This is a genomic window from Streptomyces sp. NPDC019531 (genome assembly GCF_044903305.1).
Classification (GTDB): domain Bacteria; phylum Actinomycetota; class Actinomycetes; order Streptomycetales; family Streptomycetaceae; genus Streptomyces.
The window spans coordinates 120493-141769 of sequence record NZ_JBJDQL010000016.1 but is presented as its reverse complement, the minus strand read 5'-3'; the positions used below and the strand labels follow the sequence as shown (position 1 = coordinate 141769).

The following is a 21277-nucleotide window of genomic DNA, read 5'->3' as shown; positions in this document are numbered from 1 at the left end:
CACCTAGTCGTGCCCTTGGTCGAACGTGTGTTCAGAATGCCGGACGTTCCGGATCCAGTACGGCCCTGCCCTCCACCGGAGACGACGCCTGAGCGAAGTGCCGCCGCGGAATCCGCCCCGCCCGGTACGCCAGCCGTCCCGCCTCCACCGCGTGCCGCATCGCGTGAGCCATCAGTTCCGGCTCCTGGGCCCGCGTCACCGCCGAGGCGAGCATCACGCCCGCGCACCCCAGCTCCATCGCCAGGGCCGCGTCGGTCGCCGTACCGGCCCCCGCGTCCAGGATCACCGGTACGCGTGCGTGCTCGACGATCAGCTGGAAGTTGTGCGGGTTGCGGATGCCGAGCCCGGAGCCGATCGGGGAGCCGAGCGGCATGATCGCCGCGCAGCCCACGTCCTCCAGCTTGCGCGCCAGCACAGGGTCGTCGTTCGTGTACGGCAGCACCGTGAAGCCGTCGTCGACCAGGGTCTCCGCCGCGTCCAGGAGCTCTATGGGGTCCGGCAGCAGCGTGCGCTCGTCGGCGATGACCTCCAGCTTGACCACCTCGGTAGCGAGCGCCTCACGCGCGAGGCGGGCCGTCAGGACGGCCTCCCCGGCGGTGAAGCAGCCGGCCGTGTTCGGCAGGACCTGGATGCCGAGCCTGGCGAGGACGGACAGCACCGAACCGTGCACCGAGGGGTCCACGCGCCGCATCGCGACCGTCGTCAGCTCGGTACCGGAGGCGATCAGCGCCCGCTCCAGCACGTCCAGGCTGGGCGCCCCGCCGGTGCCCATGATCAGCCGGGACGAGAACGTCGTACCGCCGAGGACAAAGGGATCGTCGGCCATGGGTCAGCCTCCTTGGACGGCGGTGAGGACTTCTACGCGGTCTCCCTCGGCGAGGGCGGTCGCCTGCCATCGCGCGCGCGGGACGACGGTCTCGTTGAGCGCGGCGGCGACCCCGGAGGGCGCCGGGGTCAGCGCCCGCACGACGGTGTCGAGGGCCGTTCCGGGAGCGAACTCCCGCGACTCCCCGTTGACGGAGATGTTCATGCCGGCTGCTCCACGCGCTGAAGGAAACGCTTCGGGGTGAACGGGCGGGCCACCTGCGGGAGTTCACCGGTGGTCAGGACGTGCGCCATGACGTCCCCGGTGACCGGTGTCAGCAGTACGCCGTTGCGGTAGTGACCGGTGGCCAGCAGGAGGCCCGGCAGTTCCGTCGGGCCGAGCAGCGGGGCGTTGTCAGGGGAGCCCGGGCGCAGTCCCGCGCGGGTCTCCGTGAGCGGCAGCTCGGTGATCCCGGGGACCAGCTCGTGTGCGTCCCGCAGCAGCTCGTACACCCCGCCCGCGGTGACCGTCGTGTCCCAGCCCAGCTCCTCGCTGGTCGCGCCGATCACGAGCTCGCCGTTTTCCCGCGGCACCAGATAGACCTGGCTGCCGCGTACGACGGCCCGCACGGTGCGGCTCAGGAAGGGCGCGTGGCGCTGAGGCACCGTCAGACGCAGCACCTGCCCCTTCACGGGCCGTACGGGCGGCAGGAGGGCCTCCGGGACCCCTTCCAGACGGCCGCTGAGGCTCCCGGCGGCGAGCACCACGTGGTCCGCGCTCAGCTCGTCGCCGTCCGTCGTGGTGACCCCGGCGGCCCGGTCCCGTACGAGACGCAGGCGCTCGGCCCACACGCGGTTGAAGGCCACGCCCGTCTGCTCGCACGCGGCCAGCAACGCGCGCGTGAGTCGCCGCGGATCGATCTGGTGGTCGCCGTCCACCCGCAGCCCGCCGCGCACCCCCGGCGCGAGCATCGGCTCCAGGCGCCGGCACTCCCGGCCGGACAGCCACTCCGACTCCAGCCCCGACTGCCGCTGCAGCGCGTGCAGTTCGCGCAGATGGGCGCGGTCGTCGGCATCCAGGGCGACGGCGAGCGTGCCGCAGCGGCGGTAGCCGAGGTCATGGCCGGTCAGGTCGGTGAGCTCGGCCGCGAAGTCCGGGTAGCGCCGGGCCGAGGCGAGATTCAGACCGAGCAGGGTCTGCTCGCCGTAGTGCAGTTCGGTGACCGCGGCCAGCATCCCGGCGGCCACCTGGGCGGCTCCGCCGCCCGGTTCCGGGTCCACGACGGCCGTGGTGAGACCGCGCTGTGCGGCCCGCCAGGCCGTGACCAGGCCGATGATGCCGCCCCCTACGACGAGGACGTCTGACGTACGTGAGGACATGGGCGTCCAGCCCCTCCCTTCGCCGGCATGACCCGGATCAGGTTCGTACGGTCGGAGGCCGCCAGCCTCCCTCTCAGCCCGGTGCGTCCGGGCTCCCGCGAGTGCTCTACGTTGGCCACCCTAGCCCTTCGTTCCGCGCCTCTGTAAGGGAGCCTTCCGTCATGCCCCCCTCGCTCGACGGCCTCGTCCTCGCCCCGGTGGCCGACCAGGCCCCAGGTCAGGTGGGTACACGGACCCGGTTCACGTACCACCAGGAGGACGGGCAGATCTGGGCCGAGTACGCGGGCGGCGACGTCGTACGCGGACATCTGGTCGGCACGCGCGCGGGGGACCGTCTCGACTTCCGGTACGTGCAGCTCAAGGGCGACGGCACGACGTCCTCAGGGCATTGTGTCGCGACGGTCGTGGAGCTGGCGGACGGCCGGGTGCGGCTTGAGGAAACATGGGAGTGGGAGTCGCAGCCCGGCAGTGGGACAAGCGTTGTGGAGCAGGTCACGCCGCACGACTCCTGACTGACTGATTGTCAGTTGACTATGGTGATCAAATGAGCGAGCAGACGCGGGCACAGCGGCGGGTGGTCGTGGTCGGCGCGGGCATGGCGGGCGTGCAGACCGCGGTCGCCCTGCGCGAACAGGGCTTCAAGGGCACCGTGACCGTGATCGGCGCGGAGCCCCATCAGCCGTACGACCGGCCGCCGCTGTCCAAGGCGGTCCTGCTCGGGAAGGCCGAGGGCTCCGCCTTCGACGTGGACTTCGAGGCCCTCGGTATCGAACTGCTGCTCGGCCGTGAGGTGCTGCGCGTACGCCCCGAAGCGCACGAGCTGGACACCGGGGCCGGGCCCTTCCCGTACGAGGTCCTGGTCCTCGCCACCGGGGCCGAACCGATCCGGCTGCCCGGCACCGAGGGTGTGCCCGGCGTGCATCTGCTGCGCACCCTGGACGACGCCGAGCAGCTGCGCCCCGTGCTCGCCCGCCGGCACGACATCGTGGTCGTCGGCGCGGGCTGGATCGGTGCCGAGTTCGCCACCGCCGCGCGCGAGGCGGGTTGTGCGGTGACGGTCGTGGAAGCCGCCGACCGGCCGCTCGCCGGCGCGCTGCCCGCCGAGGTGGCCGCCCCGATGGCCTCCTGGTACGCCGACGCCGGCGCCGTGCTGCGCACCCACGCGCGCGTGGCACGCGTCGAGCCCGGAGCGGTCGTCCTCGACGACGGCTCCCGGGTGGCCGCGGGCGCCGTCGTGGTCGGCATCGGCGCACGGCCCGCCACGGCGTGGCTCGCCGGTTCGGGCATCGAGCTCGGGGCGCATGGTGAGGTCGTCGCCGACGACCGCCTGCGCACCTCCGTGCCGGACGTCTACGCGGTCGGCGACTGCGCCTCCTTCCCCTCGGGGAGATACGGCGAGCGCCTGCTGGTCCACCACTGGGACAACGCCCTCCAGGGCCCGCGCACGGTGGCCGCCGACATCCTGGGCGAGACTCCCTCGGTCTACGACCCGGTCCCGTACTTCTGGTCCGAGCAGTTCGGCCGCTTCGTCCAGTACGCAGGCCACCACGCGTCCGCCGACACGACGCTGTGGCGCGGCGAGCCGTCCGGCCCCGCCTGGACGGTGTGCTGGCTGCGCGAGAACCGCCTGGTGGCCCTCCTGGCGGTGGGCCGCCCCCGTGACCTGGCCCAGGGTCGCCGACTGATCGAGTCGGGCACGGAAATGGCCCCGGACCTGCTGGCGGACCCGGCGAGGCCGCTGAAGGCGGCGACGGCGTAAAGGATTCGGCCGTCATCCCCGGGCCATGGCGACGGCCGTGGGGCGGGTGACGTTCCATGACCCGCTCGGCGGAGTTTTCCCGCCCAGACGGCGAGTCGGCCGAAGGCCGAGTTCGGCCGAGTTCGGCCGGGGCCAGGTAGGGCCAGGCGGGGCCCGACGGGGCCCGGCGGCAGGGCCGCTGCCGTCGGCCAGTGGCCCTGCCTCAGGCGGCCCGGCAGGCCTCAGACGGACGGGCCATGCCGCTTCGTTCAGCCACGACGGCAGGACGGCCGGGTGCGGTCCGTCTGCACCCCTGCACCCCACCCCGTGTCGCCCGTCGGAGGCGCCCCGGCTTCCGACTGTCAGTGCGGGATGGCACGCTTAATCCCGTGACCGAGATTGACGCAAAAACCGATGCACTCGTCCCCGCCTGGCTCACCCTCCCCGACATCGCGGAGATGCTCGACATCGAGGTGACGCGTGTGCGGCAGCTGGTCAAGGAGGGCCAGCTCATCGCCGTACGCCGTGGTGAGAACCGCGCGCTGCACGTCCCCGCCGCCTTCATCGACGGGGCCGAGCAGAAGGTCGTCAAGGGCCTGGCCGGGACCCTGACACTCCTGAGGGACGACGGCTTCACCGACGAAGAGATGCTGGAGTGGCTCTTCACCCCCGATGAGAGCCTGCCCGGTACCCCAGCCCAGGCCCTGAGCGAGAATCGCGGCACGGAGGTGAAGCGCCGGGCCCAGGCGCTCGCCGTCTGAACCGCACAGCACCGGTGTACGGGCCGTGACCACCGAGGCCACGGCCACGGTCGAGCCCGGCCCGTACACCATCCGAACCCGGGGGAGACTCCCGCATGTCCGACACCGCTCGCGCCCAGCTCACCGACGCCCGCGTCTACCTCTGTACGGACGCCCGCACCCGCCAGGGCGACCTCGCCGAGTTCCTGGACGCGGTTCTGGCCGGCGGCGTCGACATCGTGCAGCTGCGGGACAAGGGCATGGAGTCGGCCGAGGAGCTGGAGCACCTGGAGGTCTTCGCCGACGCCTGTGCCCGGCACGGCAAGCTCCTCGCGGTCAACGACCGGGCCGACGTCGCCCACGCGGCCGGCGCCGACGTGCTGCACCTCGGCCAGGGCGACCTCCCCGTTCCCGCCGCCCGCGCGATCCTCGGCGACGACATCCTCATAGGCCGCTCCACCCACGCCGAGGCGGAGGCCGCCGCGGCCGCGGTCCAGGACGGCGTGGACTACTTCTGCACCGGCCCCTGCTGGCCGACCCCCACCAAGCCCGGTCGGCACGCCCCTGGTCTCGACCTGGTCCGGTACACCGCCGCCCTCGGCACCGACCGCCCCTGGTTCGCCATCGGCGGCATCGACCTGGGCAATCTCGACGAGGTCCTGGAGGCCGGCGCCCGCCGGGTCGTGGTCGTGCGGGCGATCACCGAGGCGGACGACCCGGCCGCCGCCGCCGCGGAGTTCGCGAAGCGGCTCCGGCACACCGGGTAACCGGTTCGGATGTCCGAGGGGTGGACAACAAGTCGACAATCCGGGCAAATTTCCCTGATTCGGTTGGGTGGTCGCCGCCCCCTGACTAACCTGCGGGTATGGCCCTCGGAACCGCATCCACCCGGACTGACCGCGCGCGCACTGTGCGCGACATGCTCGCCACGGGCGAGACGACGTACTCCTTCGAGTTCTCGGCGCCCAAGACTCCCAAGGGTGAGCGGAACCTGTGGAGCGCGCTCAGGAGGGTCGAGGCGGTCGCTCCGGACTTCGTCTCCGTCACCTACGGCGCAGGCGGCTCCACCCGCGCGGGCACCGTCAAGGAGACCCAGCAGATCGTCGCGGACACCACCCTGACCCCGGTCGCCCACCTCACCGCGGTCAACCACTCCATCGCTGAACTGCGCAACATCATCGGCCAGTACGCCGACGCCGGGATCCGCAACATCCTGGCCGTGCGCGGCGACCCGCCCGGCGACCCCATGGGTGACTGGCTGGCGCACCCACAGGGCCTGACCTACGCCGCCGAACTCGTCCGACTCATCAAGGAGTCGGGCGACTTCTGCGTCGGCGTCGCGGCCTTCCCGGAGATGCACCCGCGCTCCGCCGACTGGGACAGCGACGTCGCGTACTTCGTCGACAAGTGCCGGGCCGGCGCCGACTACGCCATCACCCAGATGTTCTTCCAGCCGGAGTCCTATCTGCGACTGCGTGACCGAGTCCACGCGGCGGGCTGCGCGACCCCCGTCATTCCCGAGATCATGCCCGTGACCAGCGTGCGCATGCTGGAGCGGCTCCCGCAGCTGAGCAATGCGGTCATCCCCTCCGCCCTGAAAGAGCGGATCCTCACAGCCAAGGACGATCCGGCCGCTGTACGCTCGATCGGAATCGAGTTCGCCACGGAGTTCTGCGCGCGGCTGCTGTCCGAGGGAGTGCCCGGACTGCACTTCATCACGCTCAACAACTCCACGGCGACCTTGGAAATCTACGAAAACCTGGGTCTGCACCATCCACCGCGGGCCTAGACCGGCCGCACGGACATACGACACACTGCGTAGCGGTCACTGGGAGAGGGGCGTACATGGGCTGGACGGTCCTCTACATCGCGTTCGGATTCGTCGCGCTGTGGCTGCTGGGCGAGGTGCTGCTGCAGTACAAGGCGCGACTGCGCTGGCGGGTGCTCGCCTTCGTCGGCTTCCTCGGTGTGGTCCTCGGCGTGCTGATCTCGCAGGTGATCGTCATCGGTCTCGGCGCGATCGCCTTCGCGGTCGGCCAGACCTACGTCACCCTGTCGTTCCGCCGCGGCTTCGAGCAGGGCTGGGCGGTCAACCCGCCGGCCGCGCTGGGCGGTCTGACCGGCGGCAAGAAGAGCCGCCGGGAACGCGGCCACGAGGAGCCCGCCCTGGAGGTCTCCGGCCTGGAACAGGCCGAGGGCGCCTACGCCGACGAGGCCATGTACGACCAGGGCCGCCCGGACACCGCCGGTTACGGGCAGAACGACGACTACGACCGCGACGACGTCTTCATGCCCGCGCGCTCCGCAGATCCCTCGGCCGCCGAGTCCACCGCGGTCTACGAGCCTCAGCCCCTGCCCGACGACACCGGCTCCTACGGCATATACAGCGATGCCGCCTACGCCGGTGACCAGTCCTACACGTCCGCGGGCCAGCCCCAGGACCAGTACGCGACGGCCGCCGCCGACCAGTCGTACGGCTACGACGGTTACACCGGCTACGACCAGCAGCAGTACTCGTACGACCAGTCCGGGCAGCAGCAGTACGCCGCCTACTCGGACCCGTACATCGGCACCCAGGCCTATGGCGCCGAGTCGTACGACACCTCCTACGGTGGCCAGCAGCAGTTCGTCCAGCAGGGCTACGGCCAGGACCAGTACGCCGGGTACGGCGGCGAGACCCCGGCCGGCGGGGTGTGGGTGCCGCAGCAGCGCACCGACGAGTACGGCGGCGAGCTCCCGCAGGAGCAGCAGTACTACCAGGACAACAGCGGCCAGGGGCAGCAGAACCAGGGCCAGGGGTACGACGAGCAGTACCGCTTCTGACGCCGGGCGGCCCTCACTGGGAGCCGCGGAACTCCGGCCCTTCCACGATCAGTCCCGCGACCAGCGCGCCCGACATACCCGCGTGGGCGAGCCCGCCGCCGGGGTGGGACCAGCCGCCGACCGTGAACAGGCCCGGTATCGCGGTGGTGTTGGACGGGTGCAGCAGAGTTCCCTCTCCGGCGGCGAGCGCCGGGGCGGGGATCGCGCCGCCCGCCGCGCCGGTCGCCTCGGCGATGTCAGCCGGGGTACGCACCGCACGCCACAGGATGCGCTCGCGAAGGCCGGGCACCGCGCGCTCAGCGGCCGTGATCATGTCGTCCGCGTGGCGGTCGAGGACCTCAGTGTCGGCCCAGCCCTTGTCGGGCCGCACCGGCACCACCGAGGTGAGGGTGATCGTCTCGTGGTCGGAGTCCGGCACCAACTCCGGGTCGTCGGGCCGCAGCACGGTGACCGTCGGGCGCGCTGCCATGCGAGGGCTCGCGCCGAACAGGCACTCCAGCTCGGTCTCCCGGCCCTCGGCGTGCACCACCGTCCGGTGTGCCGCTCCCTGTGCGCGTGCCCCGCGGAGCGCCAGCAGCACCGTCAGCAGACTCGCAGTCCCCCGCTGGGCCGGTACGGCGTCCCCGGCACGCACCCCCGACTGCCGGACGGCTCGGGCGAGCGCCTCGGGCGCGACACCGGCGACCACGAAGTCGGCGTCCACCACCGCCCCGCCCGCCAACTCCAGCCCGGCGGCCCGCCCGTCCTTCTCCAGAACCCCGGTGACCTCGGCTCCGAAGTGGAACTCGACCCTGCGCTGGACGCACCGCTCGTACACCGCGCGCGCCAACTCCCTTACGCCGCCTCGGACATACCAGGTGCCGAAGGCGGTCTCCATGTACGGCAGGACAGCCGCGCTCGCCGGGGTGGCGCGCGGGTCGAGGCCGTACGCGAGGGCGTGGCTCTCCAACAGGGCCGTGAGCCTGGGGTCACGCAGCTCCCAGGCGGCCACCTCGGCGAGGGTGCCGGCCCGGCGGGTGCGCAGGAGCTTCTTGTGAGGGACCGAGGGGTAGGGTTCGCGCTCGGCCAGCACCGACCAGTTGGGCCACAGCGGCTCCTCCAGGAGCGGCCTGCGGGTGCGGTCCCAGGCCTCGCGGGCCCGGATCAGGAAGTCGCCCCAGCGGGCGCCGGCGCCCGCGCCGAGGGCCTTGTCCAGAGCGGCCACCACTCCCGCGCGGGACGCGTTCGGCAGGGACACCTCGGTGCCGTCCGCGAACACGTGCCGCGACGACGGGTCGACCTGGACCAGTTCGACGACCGATTCCAGGGGCTCCTTGCCGGTCTTGACGAACAGGTCGCGGTAGACCGCGGGGAGCGTCAGCAGACCGGGGCCGGTGTCGAAGGCGAAGCCGTCCCGCTCGAAGCGGCGCACTGCTCCGCCGTAGGTCTCCGTACGCTCGTACACCGCAACCCGGTGCCCCGCGACGGCCAGCCGGGCGGCGGCCGCCATCGCGCCCATCCCGGCGCCGATCACCGCAATCCTTGCCATGCCTGCGACTTTATCGGCCCCCACTGACAACACGGCCGGGGGTGCGGGTCCGCGCCTTTAGGCGGGTGGTCGTGCCGCCAGTCGTCTTTCCTCCCGGCGTTGGGCCCGGCGTCTGCGGTATCTGCGGATCCGGGAGATCAGGAAGTACAGCACCACCAGGCCCGCCACCAGCAGGAGGCCCGCGATGATCGCCGCCGCCGTGGGGTGGAACATCGCGAACGTGACGATGCCGGCCACGCCGAGATCCTCCGCCAGGCTCAGGACGATGTTGCTGAAGGGCTCGGGGGAGGCGTTCACGGCCATGCGGGTGCCCGCCTTGACCGTGTGGCTCGCCAGCGCCGTCGAACCGCCCACCAGGCCCGCGACCACGTCGTTGAGCGAACCGCTCTGGCCGGCCAGGAGCGCCCCGACCCAGGCACCAGCCACCGGACGGATCACCGTGTGGACCGAGTCCCACGCCGAGTCGACGTACGGGATCTTGTCCGCCACCGCCTCGCACAGGAACAGCACGCCCGCGATGACGAGGACCTCAGGGCGCTGCAGGGTCTCGGGGACGTCGTCGCTCAGCCCTGTCGCGCCGAACACGCCGAGCAGCAGCACCACCGCGTACGCGTTGACGCCGCTGGCCCAGCCGCTGGTGAACACCAAGGGGAGTACGGACACGGACGCGATGGTAACCAGTCGGCCACAGGGCGTCCTGGGGGTGAGCACGCACGACTGAGTATCCGTACCTAGTGGGTGAGATGAGTACGCGCGCGGATGGGCTCCGACCTGCGTGAACGAGAGGGTTGAGGCACGGCGAAGGGGAACGGCTCCGGCACCGGCGACACGGGGCGCCGGAACGGAGCCGCCCCGGACCCGCTCCTTCCGCCGGCCGAGGTCGGCGGGAGCGAGGCACGGGGGAGCCCCGGAAGCGGGGGAACGACCGAACGGGGGCCCAACGGGGGAACGGGGGAACGGGGGAACGCACGGGGGTACGGGGGAAGTCGGGGGAGCAAGGAAGGCGCCGGTTCGAGGTGGCCCGCGGGGGACGCGGCCACAGGGGACCGGCGCTTTCGCATGTCGGCCTCGTGTCAGCCCCGGTGAGCGCTCACCCGCCCCTGCAGCAGCCGCGACAGCGCCGCGTGCACGTCGTCCAGGGATCGATCGGGCTGGAAGGACTGCCAGTCCAGGGCTGCCACCAGAACCATGCCGACCAGGGCGGAGGCCGTGAGCGAGACATCGATCTCCTCGCTGAACTCGCCGTTCTCCACGCCCTCGCGCAGCACGCCCTCCACGACCGCCACGGTCTCCTGACGGACCACCATGAGCGTGGACTGCCAGGCCCTGTTGGTGCGCCACAGCTCGGCCACGTACAGCTGGGTGAAGGCCGGGTAGCGGTCGATGAAGACCAGACCGGCCCGGATCATCGCGTCCAGGGCGTCCACCTTGCCGCCACCCGCGCGTGCCGTCCCTTCGGCCGCCTCCCGGAGAGAGGCGGTGAGCAGACCCACGCCGTGCCGCAGCAGTTCCTCGAAGAGGACGGACTTGCTCGCGAAGTTGTAGTAGACGGTGCCCTTCGCGACTCCGGCCCGCTCGGCGATCTCGTCGACGGTGGTGGCGGAGAAGCCCTGCTCGGCGATGAGCGTGACGGCCGCCTCGTAGAGCTTCTGACGGGTGGCCTCGCGGCGCGTGCTGACGCCCGCCGTGGCGCTGCTGCTTTCCATGGTCCTGATTCTCACAGGCGAGAGAGCCTCTGAGGTCGCGGAAGGGCTCACAGGGTCAGCTCCGGGCGCAGCCGGTCCAGCGTCCACACCTGGCGTCGGCGCGCCGACAGAGCGGTCAGCGCGAGGGTGCCCGCGGTGAAGGCGAGAAGCACCACGCACGCGTGCCACACCGGAGCGAGACCGCCGCCCGCGATGAGCCTCCTGAGGGCCTCGACGACGTGGCTCATCGGCAGCAAGGGGTGGAGCGCGTTGAAGAAGCTCGGACCGGTCTGGACGGGGTAGGTGCCGCCCGTGGAGGTCAACTGGAGCATCAGGAGGGCCAGTACGAGGATCCGGCCCGCTCCGGCCGCGCGGGTCATCTGCAGGCCGAGCGCCCAGTGCGGCACCGACATCAGGGCCGCGGTCTGGAGCACCCCGATCGCCGCCACCGGCAGCCGGCCCGCAAGCGATCAGCATGTACGCCACCATCGCGCCCACCCCCTGAGTTCGCACTGACTGGTCAGTGCGAAAGCGGACCCGAACTCTCGATCGAAGCAAAAGACCAGGTCAGAACGGATTGTCAGTGGCATACCTCACGATGGGAACATACGGCACTCCGTAGCGGGATGTGCCGGCAACCAGACGACAGGAGGTTCGTCATGGCCAGCAATCACGCAGCCGCCGCCCGTCGGCGCCGCGCCACCGGCCCTGCCCCCTCACTGACCGGTCCGGCGAGCGACGTACACCCCGTGCTGCGCCGGACGACGGCCCCGCCCGCCGCCCTCGACCTCCTCGCCCAGGCCCGCGCGGGCCTCGACGAGGCGTCGGCGTTGGAGACTCCGAACGAGCGCTATGCCACCGCCCATCTCGCGGCCCTGCGCACCGCCGCGGCCGTGCTCGCCGCGCGGGGGCGCCCGGAGCCCACGCCCCGACGCCGGGCCAAGATCCGGAGCGCCTGGGAAGTGCTCCCGGAGATAGCGCCCGAACTCGCCGAGTGGAGTGCGCTGTTCGCCTCCGGGGCCCGGCGTCGCGCCCGGGCCGAGGCAGGCATCCAGGGTGCGGCCGGCCGCCGGGACGCCGACGACCTCATACGCGACGTGGCGATGTTCCTGCGCCTCGTCGAGCGGATGCTGGTGCTTCAGCCGGTCCTGCCACAGCCGCGGCAGGACGCGGAGGGGTCGGCGGGCAGCGGCCACGGCACCGACCACGACCGCGACTTCCCGGACGCCGGGTGACCGGTGCGCCGCGCGCCGGGTCCACCGAGGTCCGCCGTACGAGACGCACGGCCGGGCGCTCCACCGGAGTGACCAGGTGGGGTACCGGAGGCAATAGGGTGGAGGGGCGCCTGAAGCCTTTCCACCCGCCGAGGAGTCAACTGCCGTGTCGGACCCGCTGCGACCCCGCGCCTCCCTCCGTACCGCCGTGGTCTGGGAGGTCCTCCAGGACGCCCTCGACCGCCGGGTCAAGGCCACGGGACGCCAGGCGCTGGACGTCCTCGACACCGGAGGCGGCAGCGGCAACTTCGCGGTGCCCGTAGCCCGCCTCGGCCACCAGGTCACCGTCGTCGACCCCAGCCCCAACGCGCTCTTCGCGCTGGAGCGCCGGGCCGCCGAGGCCGGAGTCGCCGACCGGGTCAGGGGAGTCCAGGGTGATGCCCATGGCCTCTTCGACGTGGCCGAGCGAGGCGCCTACGACGTCGTGCTGTGCCACGGCGTCCTGGAGTACGTGGACGACCCCGCCGAGGGCGTGCGCAACGTGGTGGCCGCCCTGCGCCCCGAGGGTGTCCTCAGCCTGCTCGCCGCAGGGCTCGGCGGCGCCGTGCTCGCGAGGGCCCTGGCCGGTCACTTCAAGGAGGCCCGGCAGGCGCTCGACGACCCGAGCGGCCGCTGGGGCGACGGTGACCCCGTGCCGCGCCGCTTCACCGCCGAACAGCTCACCGCGCTCGTCGAGGGCGCGGGCCTCACCGTCGGCGCCGTGCACGGTGTGCGGGTCTTCGCCGACCTCGTGCCCGGCGTGCTCGTGGACACCGAGCCCGGCGCCCTGGAAGCTCTGCTGAAGCTGGAGGAGGCGGCGGCCGAACTCTCCGCCTTCCACTCCGTGGCCACCCAGCTCCATGTGCTCGGTGAGACGCGGGAGACCGCCGAGGCCTGAGCACCCTCTGCGCCGGAGTGCTGATCAGGCAGTTGGTTCGGCACATGGAGTACGCCACAGGCCCCCCGATCGGGCGCTCAGCGCCGTATGATCGAGGGAGACCGCCCGGCATGACGGGACGGCAGCTGGGGAATGACAAGCTTCAGCAGCCGGAGCGTTCATGGCGGATTCCGGTTGGCCAATTGGCGCAGAGGGGCGGGTTTCACGGGGGCGATTCCCTGCCTATCCTGAAGGGACCCCCCGAGTCGCCCCGGCGACTGCACGATGAGGAGGACGACGTGCCGCTCTCGGAGCACGAGCAGCGAATGCTCGAGCAGATGGAGCGAGCGCTGTACGCCGAAGATCCCAAGTTCGCGACAGCGCTTGAGGGAAGCGGGCTGCGTACGTACACCCGGCGACGGGTCTACCAGGCGGTCGCCGGCTTCCTCGTGGGTATCGCGCTCCTCATGGCAGGTATGGTCGCCAAGCAGGTGTGGCTCAGCGTAGTGGGCTTCCTGGTCATGCTGGGTTGTGCGGTACTCGCTGTGACCGGTTGGCGCAAGGCCCCCAAGCCGGGCGAGCAGCCCGCCGCGGGTGCCCCGCACGCCCGTCGCCAGGAACGTCAGAAGCGCTCGATGATGGACCGGATCGAGCAGCGCTGGCAGCGCCGCCGCGACGAGCAGGGCGGCCAGTAGCAGCTCCGAAAGCTCCCACAGAACTCCTGAGGGGTGACCCGCCCGGGCCGGGCGGGTCACCCCTCACGTATGCCCTCGGGTCGCCTGGCGTCCCCGGAGACACAGTGGCCCGGGCCTTCGAGAGGCCGGGCCACCGTCGTTCCGTCGCCGTCAGGCGGCGTTTTTCAGCCTTCCTGACCGGACGTCTTGCGCAGTGTCGGCCGGACCGCCGCCGCGCGTGCCGTGACCCCGGCCCACCACTCCGACGCCGCCCACACCACCCGAGCGGTGGAACGCGGCGCGATCAGCGCGCGAGCCTGTGTGGCCCGGCTGACCGAGACGCGCAGTCCGCCGATCACAAGGTAGACGTCCTGGGCGAGGCCCGCCGTCGGGCGGGGCCGCGGGGCGTAGAGCACCTGCTCCACGGCGTCCGCCACCCGGTGCACCGAGGCCGCGGCCGTGGGGTCGAGATGCCCGAGCCGTACGATCCGCGCCGCCGCCTTGCGCGGGGTCTGCGACTCGTCCGGCGGGATCCCGAAGTCCCACGCCGTGTCGGTCAGCTCCTGCCAGACCGCCAGGGTGTGCGCGGCGGAGTCGGCCTCGCTGCGGCCGTGTCCGCCCAGACGTATCGACCGGGTGCGCATCCGCCACAGCATCGGCGCCATGGGGACCAGGAGCACGACCAGCCCGACGAGCACCCAGAACAGCAGCGCCAGGGGCCACAGCGAGCCACTCAAGGCCCACCAGGGGGTGTCGTCGTCCTTGGCCGCCGCGGCAGCCGGGGACGCGCTGTCGCACGCCTCCAGCTTCCGCAGCTGGGCCGAGCAGCTCTCGCTCGCCGAGGGCGAGGCCGACGGCGCCGTGGACGATCCCGCGGACGGCCGCGCGACGCCTGGGTCCACGCTGCCGGTGGAGTCCGGGACGGTGTACGAGGGCACCGTGCCCCGGGTCGGCGTGGGCTCGAAGCGGGTCCAGCCCACGCCCTCGAAGTACAGCTCGGGCCACGCGTGGGCATCCTTGAGCCCCACCGACACCGAGCCGTCCGCCTGCGGGGTGCCGGGCGCGAAGCCCACCGCGACCCGGGCCGGAATACCCAGGGAACGGGCCATCGCCGCCATGGCGAAGGAGAAGTGGACGCAGAAGCCCTGCTTGTCCCGCAGGAAGTTGGCGATCGCGTTGGGCCCGTCGCCGACCTCCACCTGGGTGTCGTACTCGAAGCCGCCGGTCACCGCGAAGTAGTCCTGGAGCGCGACCGCCTGCTCATAGGGGTTCTTCGCGCCCGCGGTGACCTCACGGGCGGTCTTGGCCACCACGGAAGGCAGTGAGTCGGGCAAGTCGGTGTACTCGCGCTCGATGGCCGGGGGAGGGGCCGGCGCCGCGGCGAGCTGCTCGGCCGTGGGCTGCACGTCCAGGCTCTTCACCTCGTACGTCAGCCCGCCGGTGTTCTGCCCGTGGTCGCCGACCAGCGCCATGCCCTGGGGCTCGTACCGCCACTTGCCTCGGACCTTGACGCCGCTGGGCGGATACGGCATCGGCAGGTAGTTCTGCTGGTACCAGCCCGCCGCCGAGATGGTGGTCTCGACCTCGGTGCGCTTGACGTCCGAGCCGAGGCCGACCGGGGTCGGGAGGCCGTCAGGCACGCCGGTGATGGCCCGCTTGGATGGCTTCCAGGTCCGGCCGTCGAAGTCGTCCAGGGAGACGATCCGCAGATACAGGTTGGAGATGTCGGTGCCGCTCCCGGTCTGCACGGACAGGGCCTGGCGGTCCTCGTCGACGTTCAGGCTGTCGCGCAGGGACAGCAGCGGGTTGATCGCGGAGATCGTGCCGCCGTTCCCGTTGCCGGCGCCCACGCCCGCGCCGGTGGCGTCCAGGAGGCCGCCGTTCATCGCGGGCAGAGTGGCCGATACCGCAAGAGCGATGCCGAGGCTGGCCACGCCGATCCGCCGCCCCGTCCGCACCGGCGCCACCGGCCCGGAGTCGGCGCCCGGACCGCGTGGTGCCCCGCCGAAGACACGGCCCCACTGGGAGAGCCGGTCGCGCCCCTCGGCCAGGAGCAGCAGCAGATAGCCGGCCGCCGCGACCAGGAACCAGAACCAGTCGCCGTGGCCCTCGGACAGGCCCGCGGCGACGGAGTACAGCGCCAGCAGCGGCAGGCCCGCCGGGGCCACGCTGCGGAAGGTCACCGCGAGGGTGTCCACCAGGAGCCCGACTATCAGGACACCGCCGAACACCATCAGCTTGATGCCGTCGGACTCCAGCGGAGCCGGGATCGCGTACCGCGCGATGTCGTCGCTGCCCTGCTGCAGCAGATCCGCGAAGTGCACGAACGCGCCCGGCCCTGGGACCAGCCCGAGGAACGCGTGGTCGCGGGCGAAGATCAGGGTCAGCATGACCAGTGTGACGAGCGTCTGGGCCGCCACGGTCAGCGGACGGGCCAGCGGTATCCGCCGGGTCGCCGCGCCCACGACCGTCTGCACCCCGAGCAGGAAGGCGGCCTGCACGATCCAGGTGACCGGCTCGACGAGAGGCAGCAGGGCGCACGCGGCCATCAGCGTGGCCGCCCACGCGCACAGCGCCAGGCGCGCCCGCCCGCTCATCATGATCCCTCCCCGGCGCCGGCCGCGCCGACGCCCATGCGCTCGCGGTCCGCGAGCCGCCACAGCTCCTCCAGCGCGGCGCCCCGTGGCACGCCCAGTACCGTCCAGCCCGCCTCGCGCAGCATCCGCAGCCGCTGCTCGTGCTCATCCGAGGGATCGGGCACGTCGGCCGGTTCCCGCACCCAGCCCTCGCTGTCCAGCACGAAGGCGAGCGCACCCCCGCTGCGCTGCCGCATCTTGGCGGCGACCGTGGCCTGCTCCTCGTCGAGGTCGCCGAAGAAGGCGACCAGCAGCCCTTCGTTCCCGCTGCGCAGCACGTCGTACGCGCGCGACAGGCCGGTGCCGTCGGAGTGGTCGATCACCGCCAGGGTGTCCATCATCAGCCCGGCCGCGTCCGCCGCCCCCTGGCTGGCGCCCGCGAAACCGTCGGCGCCCTCGCCGGGCACGGAGTCGCCCGTGTCCGTCAACAGCCGTACGGAGAAGCCGCGTTCGAGCATGTGCACCAGGACGGAGGCGGCGCCGGAGACGGCCCACTCGAAGGCCGAGTCCGGGCCCGCGCCCGCGAAGGCGAGACCTCGGGTGTCCAGGAGCACCGTGCAGCGGGCGCGCTGGGGCTGTTCCTCGCGGCGCACCATCAGCTCGCCGTAGCGGGCGGTCAGGCGCCAGTGGACGCGGCGCAGGTCGTCGCCGTACCGGTAGCCGCGCGGGATCACGTCGTCCTCGCCGGCCAGGGCGAGCGAGCGCTGCCGCCCGTCGCCGTACCCCTTGGCCTCGCCGCTCAGGCGCACCGGCGGCAGCGCCTCCACGCGCGGGATCACGGTCAGGGTGTCGTACGTCGAGAAGGAGCGCGTCAGTTCGCACATCCCGAACGGGTCGGTCAGGCGCAGCTGGAGCGGGCCCAGGGGGTAGCGGCCGCGCAGATCGGAGCGGACGCGGTAGGACACCTCGCGGCGGCCGCCCGGTTCGACGCGGTCGAGCACGAAGCGGGGGCGCGGGCCGAGGACGTAGGGCACCCGGTCCTGGAGCATCAGCAGGCCCGTGGGCAGCCGGGAGACGTTGTCCATCCGCAGATGGACGCGGGCCTCGCTGCCGGCGGGCACGCGCGCGGGGGAGAGCCTTCGGCTGCCCGCGACCCGGTAGCGGGTTCGGTAGAGCACGGTGGCGCAGACCAGGGGCAGCACGGCCAGCAGGAGGCCGACCCTGAGCAGGTCGCTCTGGCCCAGGACGTAGGCGCAGATGGCCGCGGCTATCCCGGCGGCGAAGAAGGAGCGACCCCGGGTGGTCAGGCCGGCCAGTGCCGTGCGGACCCCGCCCTTGTCGCCCCGGTCCACATCGGGGCCGTCGGTGCTGCCGGGCCCGCCGGTGGTCATCACAGGCTCCGCGGCGGCTGCTGCGGATACGCGGGCGAGGTCCGGCCGATCCCGAGGCCGCCCTGCTGGGGCGCCGCGGGAACCGGGGTGCGCTGGAGGATCTCCTGCACGACCTGCTCCGCGGTGCGCCGGTTCAGCTGCGCCTGGGCGGTGGGCAGCAGACGGTGGGCGAGGACGGCCACGGCGAGCGCCTGGATGTCGTCCGGAAGCGCGAACTCACGGCCGCTGAGGGCGGCGGAGGCCTTGGCGGCGCGCAGCAGGTGCAGCGTCGCGCGTGGGGAGGCGCCGAGTCTGAGGTCGGGGTGGGTGCGGGTGGCGGAGACCAGGTCCACGGCGTACCGCCGGACCGTTTCGGCGACGTGGACGCCTCGGACGGCCTCGATGAGCTTCACGATGTCGTGGGCGTGCGCCACCGGCTGGAGGTCCTCCAGCGGGCTCACCCCGCCGTGGATGTCGAGCATCTGCAGCTCGGCCTCCACGCTGGGGTAGCCGACCGAGACGCGCGCCATGAAGCGGTCGCGCTGGGCCTCCGGGAGCGGGTAGGTGCCCTCCATCTCGACCGGGTTCTGGGTCGCGACCACCATGAAGGGGCTGGGCAGCTCGTAGGTCGTCCCGTCGATGGTGACCTGGCGCTCCTCCATCGACTCCAGGAGCGCCGACTGGGTCTTCGGCGAGGCGCGGTTGATCTCGTCGCCGATCACGATCTGCGCGAAGATCGCGCCCGGTTTGAACTCGAAGTCGCGGCGCTGCTGGTCCCAGATGGACACACCCGTGATGTCCGAGGGCAGCAGGTCGGGCGTGAACTGGATGCGGCGCACCGAGCAGTCGATGGACCGCGCCAGGGCCTTGGCCAGCATGGTCTTGCCGACACCGGGGACATCCTCGATCAGAAGATGTCCCTCGGCGAGCAGCACGGTCAGCGAAAGCCGTACGACCTCGGGCTTCCCCTCGATCACGCCCTCCACCGAACTGCGTACCCGCTCCACGACGGCGGTCAGATCAGTGAGGCTCGCTCGATCGTCATAGGTGGTCACCCGGCCCTCCTCGGCCCGTACTTTCCGGGCCGACGCTCTGTGATGCGTAACCGGCCCACCCCGAATCACGGACACCACGCGTGAAAAGTTCCGCGCGACGCCACACCCGCATTCTTGCTGCCGTTACCGATTCGTGTCACTCGACTGTGGACAACTGGCTGCACTATGTCGGGTCTTACGGTGTTTTGGGCACCCCGAGGGCCGAAATCAACAGCCAAACGACAGCTTCGGCGGCCGGTCGCGGGGGTCTCAGGCCGGGTCGATCTCGCGCAGCAGACCTGTCTTCACGTCGAAGACGAAGCCGCGCACGTCGTCGGTGTGGAGCAGGAACGGCGAGGTGCGCACCCGCTGCATGGACTGGCGTACGTCCTGGTCGACGTCCCGGAAGGCCTCCACCGCCCAGGCCGGGCGCTGGCCGACCTCCATCTCCAGATCGGTGCGGAAGTCCTCGGTGATCGCCTCCAGACCGCAACCGGTGTGGTGGATGAGGACCACACTGCGGGTGCCGAGCTTGCGCTGGCTGATGGTGAGCGAGCGGATCACGTCGTCGGTGACCACACCGCCCGCGTTGCGGACGGTGTGGCAGTCGCCGAGCTCCAGGCCGAGCGCGGCGTGCAGGTCGATCCGGGCGTCCATGCAGGCCACGACGGCGACGCGCAGGACCGGGCGGGCGTCCATCCCGGGGTCGGTGAACGCGGCGGCGTATCGCTCGTTGGCGTCGACCAGGCGGTCGGTCACGGAGTCGCCGCGGGATATGGCGTCTTCGGTGGGAACGGATGCGGAAGTCGTCATAACCATGACGGTACTGGTCACGGCGGTTCCGGTCCTGCCGTGAGAAGGGAAAAAGAGAGTCATCACGTCCTCTGTGTGAGGTAACCCACAAGAGTGCCGGGTGCACCCGAACGGGTGGTTTCCGTCCATTTACCGCTTCGTGTCCGCGTCGGTACGCGACGCGCAGGCCGGTTGATTGACCGCGAGACACCGTGGACTAAAGTGACGCGAAGCGGGAGGCGAGGCTTCCCTGCTGACATTCCCCGGAGGCCCCCGGCGCACGCACGGACGGTCTCCCCACGTGCGCGGCGCGTACGTACGGCTCGGCCTCCTCCCGCTCCCGGTCGGCTGACGCTTCCGGCGCCGGCAGGCCTCCCCTTCCTGAGCGGGCGGGGACCCGGCGGTGCGTACGGCCCGTGCCGGACCTGAGAGGGCTCCTTGAGCGAGAGTCGACACGTCCCGGTCATGCTCCAGCGGTGCCTGGACCTGTTGGCCCCCGCTCTGGAGCGGCCCGGAGCGGTGGTCGTGGACTGCACGCTCGGTCTCGGCGGCCACAGCGAGGCCCTGCTCCGGCGGTTCCCCGAGGCGCGGCTCGTCGCCCTCGACCGCGACAAGGAGGCGCTGCGCCTGTCCGGCGAGCGGCTCGCGCCCTTCGGCGAGCGCGCCACCCTCGTCCACGCGGTCTACGACGAACTCCCGGACGTCCTCGACCGGCTCGGCATCGCGCGCGTGCAGGGCGTCCTCTTCGACCTCGGTGTCTCCTCCATGCAGCTCGACGAGGCCGACCGCGGCTTCGCCTACGCCCAGGACGCCCCGCTCGACATGCGCATGGACCAGACGACCGGCGTCAGCGCCGCCGAGGTGCTCAACACCTACCCCGCGGGCGAACTCGTCCGGATCCTCAGGGCGTACGGCGAGGAGAAGCAGGCCAAGCGGATCGTGTCCGCGATCGTGCGCGAGCGGGAGAAGGAGCCTTTCTCCAACAGCGCCCGGCTCGTCGAGCTGATCCGGGACTCCCTGCCGCAGGCCGCCAAGCGCACCGGGGGCAACCCCGCCAAGCGCACCTTCCAGGCCCTGCGTATCGAGGTCAACGGCGAACTCTCCGTACTGGAGCGGGCGATCCCGGCAGCGGTGGAGGCGCTCGCGGTGGGCGGCCGGATCGCGGTGCTGTCGTACCACTCGCTGGAAGACCGGCTGGTCAAGCAGGTGTTCGCGGCCGGCGCGGCCAACACCGCCCCGCCCGGGCTGCCCGTGGTTCCCGAGCAGTACCAGCCCCGCCTCAAGCTGCTCACGCGCGGTGCCGAACTTCCCACCGAGGAAGAGATCGCCGAGAACCGGCGGGCCGCACCGGCGCGTTGCAGGGGCGCAGAGCGAATCAGGGAGTCCATCGAGTGAAGTGCGTGAGGCGCGTCAGTGGGTTGGGAAACCGGACTCACTGGAGGGCGTGTGAGTAGGAAACCCGAACTGAGGGGGAGGGCGGCCCGTCTCGCGCGCTTGTTCCCCGGCCCGACGGGCTCAGGGCAGGCAGCCCGCACCCCCTTCGTGCTCCTCGTGGTCCTCCTCCTCGGCGGCGGCCTCATCGGGCTGCTGGTGCTGAACTCCGCGCTCAGCGAAGGGTCGTTCAAGCTCACCGACCTCCAGAAGGACACCAAGAGCCTCACCGACGAGGAACAGGCGCTCCAGCGGGACATCGACGCCTACTCCGCCCCCGACGCCCTTGTGCGGCGCGCCCGTGAACTCGGCATGGTGCCCGGCGGCGACCCGGCCTTCCTCGATCCCGACGGCACGGTCAAGGGTGTCCCGTCGCCCGCCTCCGGCGCCGATCAGGCCTCCTTGCGGATGCCGCTCGTCCTCGCGCCCGAGGCGATCGGCACCGTGACCGTCCCCACGCCGACGGTCAGCCCCACACCCGCGGAGGCCCCCGAGGCCGTACAGACGCCCGGGGCCGGCCCCTCCGAAGTCCCGCCCTCGACCTACCCGACCCCGACCCCCGGCAGGTGACG

The 21277-nt window shown here is 71.9% G+C and carries 21 protein-coding genes, 1 pseudogene and 1 riboswitch; of the genes and pseudogenes, 11 read left to right on the top strand and 11 right to left on the bottom strand.

The window, feature by feature from the left end; all coding sequences use genetic code 11:
• Nucleotides 1-31: 31 nt before the first annotated feature.
• From ACI2L1_RS20705 to thiO, 3 genes are all read right to left on the bottom strand, one after another.
• Nucleotides 32-826, bottom strand: coding sequence for a thiazole synthase (locus ACI2L1_RS20705; protein ID WP_404740789.1), 795 nt, complete (start codon nucleotides 824-826; stop codon nucleotides 32-34).
• A 3-nt stretch (nucleotides 827-829) separates the two neighbouring features.
• A complete protein-coding gene (gene thiS, locus ACI2L1_RS20700; RefSeq protein WP_404740788.1) occupies nucleotides 830-1030 on the bottom strand; it encodes a sulfur carrier protein ThiS in 201 nt (66 codons plus the stop codon).
• On the bottom strand, nucleotides 1027-2184 hold the full coding sequence (thiO, locus tag ACI2L1_RS20695; RefSeq protein WP_404740787.1) for a glycine oxidase ThiO: 1158 nt from the start codon (nucleotides 2182-2184) through the stop codon (nucleotides 1027-1029). Before thiO ends, thiS begins: the two co-directional genes overlap by 4 nt.
• Nucleotides 2182-2293: riboswitch (TPP riboswitch) on the bottom strand. Its footprint overlaps the gene before it by 3 nt.
• A 52-nt stretch (nucleotides 2294-2345) precedes the next feature.
• Between thiO and ACI2L1_RS20690 the strand changes: the two genes are divergently transcribed.
• The 6 genes from ACI2L1_RS20690 to ACI2L1_RS20665 all read left to right on the top strand — a co-directional run bounded on the left by ACI2L1_RS20690 (nucleotide 2346) and on the right by ACI2L1_RS20665 (nucleotide 7485).
• On the top strand, nucleotides 2346-2696 hold the full coding sequence (locus tag ACI2L1_RS20690; protein WP_404740786.1) for a hypothetical protein: 351 nt from the start codon (nucleotides 2346-2348) through the stop codon (nucleotides 2694-2696).
• Between the two features lie 32 nt (nucleotides 2697-2728).
• On the top strand, nucleotides 2729-3943 hold the full coding sequence (locus ACI2L1_RS20685; protein WP_404740785.1) for an NAD(P)/FAD-dependent oxidoreductase: 1215 nt from the start codon (nucleotides 2729-2731) through the stop codon (nucleotides 3941-3943).
• A gap of 368 nt (nucleotides 3944-4311) precedes the next feature.
• On the top strand, nucleotides 4312-4683 hold the full coding sequence (locus ACI2L1_RS20680; RefSeq protein WP_404740784.1) for an Rv2175c family DNA-binding protein: 372 nt from the start codon (nucleotides 4312-4314) through the stop codon (nucleotides 4681-4683).
• A 95-nt stretch (nucleotides 4684-4778) separates the two neighbouring features.
• On the top strand, nucleotides 4779-5429 hold the full coding sequence (gene thiE, locus ACI2L1_RS20675; protein ID WP_404740783.1) for a thiamine phosphate synthase: 651 nt from the start codon (nucleotides 4779-4781) through the stop codon (nucleotides 5427-5429).
• A gap of 98 nt (nucleotides 5430-5527) precedes the next feature.
• Nucleotides 5528-6451 carry a methylenetetrahydrofolate reductase [NAD(P)H] gene (gene metF / locus ACI2L1_RS20670; protein ID WP_404740782.1) on the top strand — a complete coding sequence of 308 codons (924 nt, stop codon included), beginning with the start codon at nucleotides 5528-5530 and terminating at the stop codon, nucleotides 6449-6451.
• Between the two features lie 56 nt (nucleotides 6452-6507).
• Nucleotides 6508-7485: a hypothetical protein gene (locus tag ACI2L1_RS20665; protein ID WP_404740781.1), complete on the top strand. Its 978-nt coding sequence runs from the start codon at nucleotides 6508-6510 to the stop codon at nucleotides 7483-7485.
• A 13-nt stretch (nucleotides 7486-7498) separates the two neighbouring features.
• Here ACI2L1_RS20665 and ACI2L1_RS20660 read toward each other — a convergent pair whose 3' ends face one another.
• From ACI2L1_RS20660 to ACI2L1_RS20645, 4 genes and pseudogenes are all read right to left on the bottom strand, one after another.
• Nucleotides 7499-9013, bottom strand: a complete 1515-nt coding sequence (locus tag ACI2L1_RS20660) for a phytoene desaturase family protein (RefSeq protein ID WP_404740780.1) — start codon at nucleotides 9011-9013, stop codon at nucleotides 7499-7501.
• A gap of 57 nt (nucleotides 9014-9070) precedes the next feature.
• On the bottom strand, nucleotides 9071-9676 hold the full coding sequence (locus ACI2L1_RS20655) for a DUF4126 domain-containing protein (protein WP_404740779.1): 606 nt from the start codon (nucleotides 9674-9676) through the stop codon (nucleotides 9071-9073).
• Nucleotides 9677-10086: 410 nt separating this feature from the next.
• Nucleotides 10087-10719 (bottom strand): TetR/AcrR family transcriptional regulator, encoded by a 633-nt coding sequence (locus ACI2L1_RS20650; protein ID WP_404740778.1) that lies wholly within the window; start codon nucleotides 10717-10719, stop codon nucleotides 10087-10089.
• Between the two features lie 47 nt (nucleotides 10720-10766).
• Nucleotides 10767-11168: pseudogene (locus tag ACI2L1_RS20645) on the bottom strand (ABC transporter permease); the annotation flags it as partial.
• Between the two features lie 189 nt (nucleotides 11169-11357).
• Between ACI2L1_RS20645 and ACI2L1_RS20640 the strand changes: the two are divergent.
• The 3 genes from ACI2L1_RS20640 (at nucleotide 11358) to ACI2L1_RS20630 (ending at nucleotide 13523) form a co-directional block, all read left to right on the top strand.
• Entirely contained in the window at nucleotides 11358-11933 is a 576-nt protein-coding gene (locus ACI2L1_RS20640) for an SAV_6107 family HEPN domain-containing protein (RefSeq protein ID WP_404740777.1), read from the top strand.
• 145 nt (nucleotides 11934-12078) lie between these two features.
• Entirely contained in the window at nucleotides 12079-12849 is a 771-nt protein-coding gene (locus ACI2L1_RS20635; protein ID WP_404740776.1) for a methyltransferase, read from the top strand.
• A gap of 278 nt (nucleotides 12850-13127) precedes the next feature.
• Nucleotides 13128-13523: a DUF3040 domain-containing protein gene (locus tag ACI2L1_RS20630; RefSeq protein WP_404740775.1), complete on the top strand. Its 396-nt coding sequence runs from the start codon at nucleotides 13128-13130 to the stop codon at nucleotides 13521-13523.
• A gap of 164 nt (nucleotides 13524-13687) precedes the next feature.
• Here the strand turns inward: ACI2L1_RS20630 and ACI2L1_RS20625 are convergent, their stop codons facing one another.
• From ACI2L1_RS20625 to ACI2L1_RS20610, 4 genes are all read right to left on the bottom strand, one after another.
• Entirely contained in the window at nucleotides 13688-16099 is a 2412-nt protein-coding gene (locus ACI2L1_RS20625) for a DUF3488 and DUF4129 domain-containing transglutaminase family protein (protein ID WP_404740814.1), read from the bottom strand.
• A complete protein-coding gene (locus ACI2L1_RS20620; RefSeq protein WP_404740774.1) occupies nucleotides 16099-17469 on the bottom strand; it encodes a DUF58 domain-containing protein in 1371 nt (456 codons plus the stop codon). Before ACI2L1_RS20620 ends, ACI2L1_RS20625 begins: the two co-directional genes overlap by 1 nt.
• Entirely contained in the window at nucleotides 17469-18503 is a 1035-nt protein-coding gene (locus ACI2L1_RS20615; RefSeq protein ID WP_404740773.1) for an AAA family ATPase, read from the bottom strand. Before ACI2L1_RS20615 ends, ACI2L1_RS20620 begins: the two co-directional genes overlap by 1 nt.
• Before the next feature lie 249 nt (nucleotides 18504-18752).
• Entirely contained in the window at nucleotides 18753-19358 is a 606-nt protein-coding gene (locus tag ACI2L1_RS20610) for a beta-class carbonic anhydrase (RefSeq protein WP_404740772.1), read from the bottom strand.
• A 354-nt stretch (nucleotides 19359-19712) separates the two neighbouring features.
• On the opposite strand from ACI2L1_RS20610, the gene rsmH reads away from it, so the two are divergent.
• Complete coding sequence (gene rsmH / locus ACI2L1_RS20605; RefSeq protein ID WP_404740771.1) at nucleotides 19713-20669, top strand: 16S rRNA (cytosine(1402)-N(4))-methyltransferase RsmH; 957 nt, start codon at nucleotides 19713-19715, stop codon at nucleotides 20667-20669.
• 51 nt (nucleotides 20670-20720) lie between these two features.
• Nucleotides 20721-21275: a hypothetical protein gene (locus ACI2L1_RS20600; RefSeq protein WP_404740770.1), complete on the top strand. Its 555-nt coding sequence runs from the start codon at nucleotides 20721-20723 to the stop codon at nucleotides 21273-21275.
• The last annotated feature ends 2 nt before the right edge of the window (nucleotides 21276-21277 follow it).

Coding starts and splice junctions, on each gene's coding strand:
- thiE (WP_404740783.1), top strand. CDS start 4,779: ATGTCCGACACCGCTCGCGCCCAGCTCACCGACGCCCGCGTCTACCTC.
- ACI2L1_RS20705 (WP_404740789.1), bottom strand. CDS start 826: ATGGCCGACGATCCCTTTGTCCTCGGCGGTACGACGTTCTCGTCCCGG.
- ACI2L1_RS20665 (WP_404740781.1), top strand. CDS start 6,508: ATGGGCTGGACGGTCCTCTACATCGCGTTCGGATTCGTCGCGCTGTGG.
- ACI2L1_RS20690 (WP_404740786.1), top strand. CDS start 2,346: ATGCCCCCCTCGCTCGACGGCCTCGTCCTCGCCCCGGTGGCCGACCAG.
- ACI2L1_RS20640 (WP_404740777.1), top strand. CDS start 11,358: ATGGCCAGCAATCACGCAGCCGCCGCCCGTCGGCGCCGCGCCACCGGC.
- ACI2L1_RS20650 (WP_404740778.1), bottom strand. CDS start 10,719: ATGGAAAGCAGCAGCGCCACGGCGGGCGTCAGCACGCGCCGCGAGGCC.
- thiS (WP_404740788.1), bottom strand. CDS start 1,030: ATGAACATCTCCGTCAACGGGGAGTCGCGGGAGTTCGCTCCCGGAACG.
- ACI2L1_RS20610 (WP_404740772.1), bottom strand. CDS start 19,358: ATGACTCTCTTTTTCCCTTCTCACGGCAGGACCGGAACCGCCGTGACC.
- ACI2L1_RS20685 (WP_404740785.1), top strand. CDS start 2,729: ATGAGCGAGCAGACGCGGGCACAGCGGCGGGTGGTCGTGGTCGGCGCG.
- ACI2L1_RS20660 (WP_404740780.1), bottom strand. CDS start 9,013: ATGGCAAGGATTGCGGTGATCGGCGCCGGGATGGGCGCGATGGCGGCC.
- ACI2L1_RS20620 (WP_404740774.1), bottom strand. CDS start 17,469: ATGACCACCGGCGGGCCCGGCAGCACCGACGGCCCCGATGTGGACCGG.
- ACI2L1_RS20625 (WP_404740814.1), bottom strand. CDS start 16,099: ATGAGCGGGCGGGCGCGCCTGGCGCTGTGCGCGTGGGCGGCCACGCTG.
- thiO (WP_404740787.1), bottom strand. CDS start 2,184: ATGTCCTCACGTACGTCAGACGTCCTCGTCGTAGGGGGCGGCATCATC.
- metF (WP_404740782.1), top strand. CDS start 5,528: ATGGCCCTCGGAACCGCATCCACCCGGACTGACCGCGCGCGCACTGTG.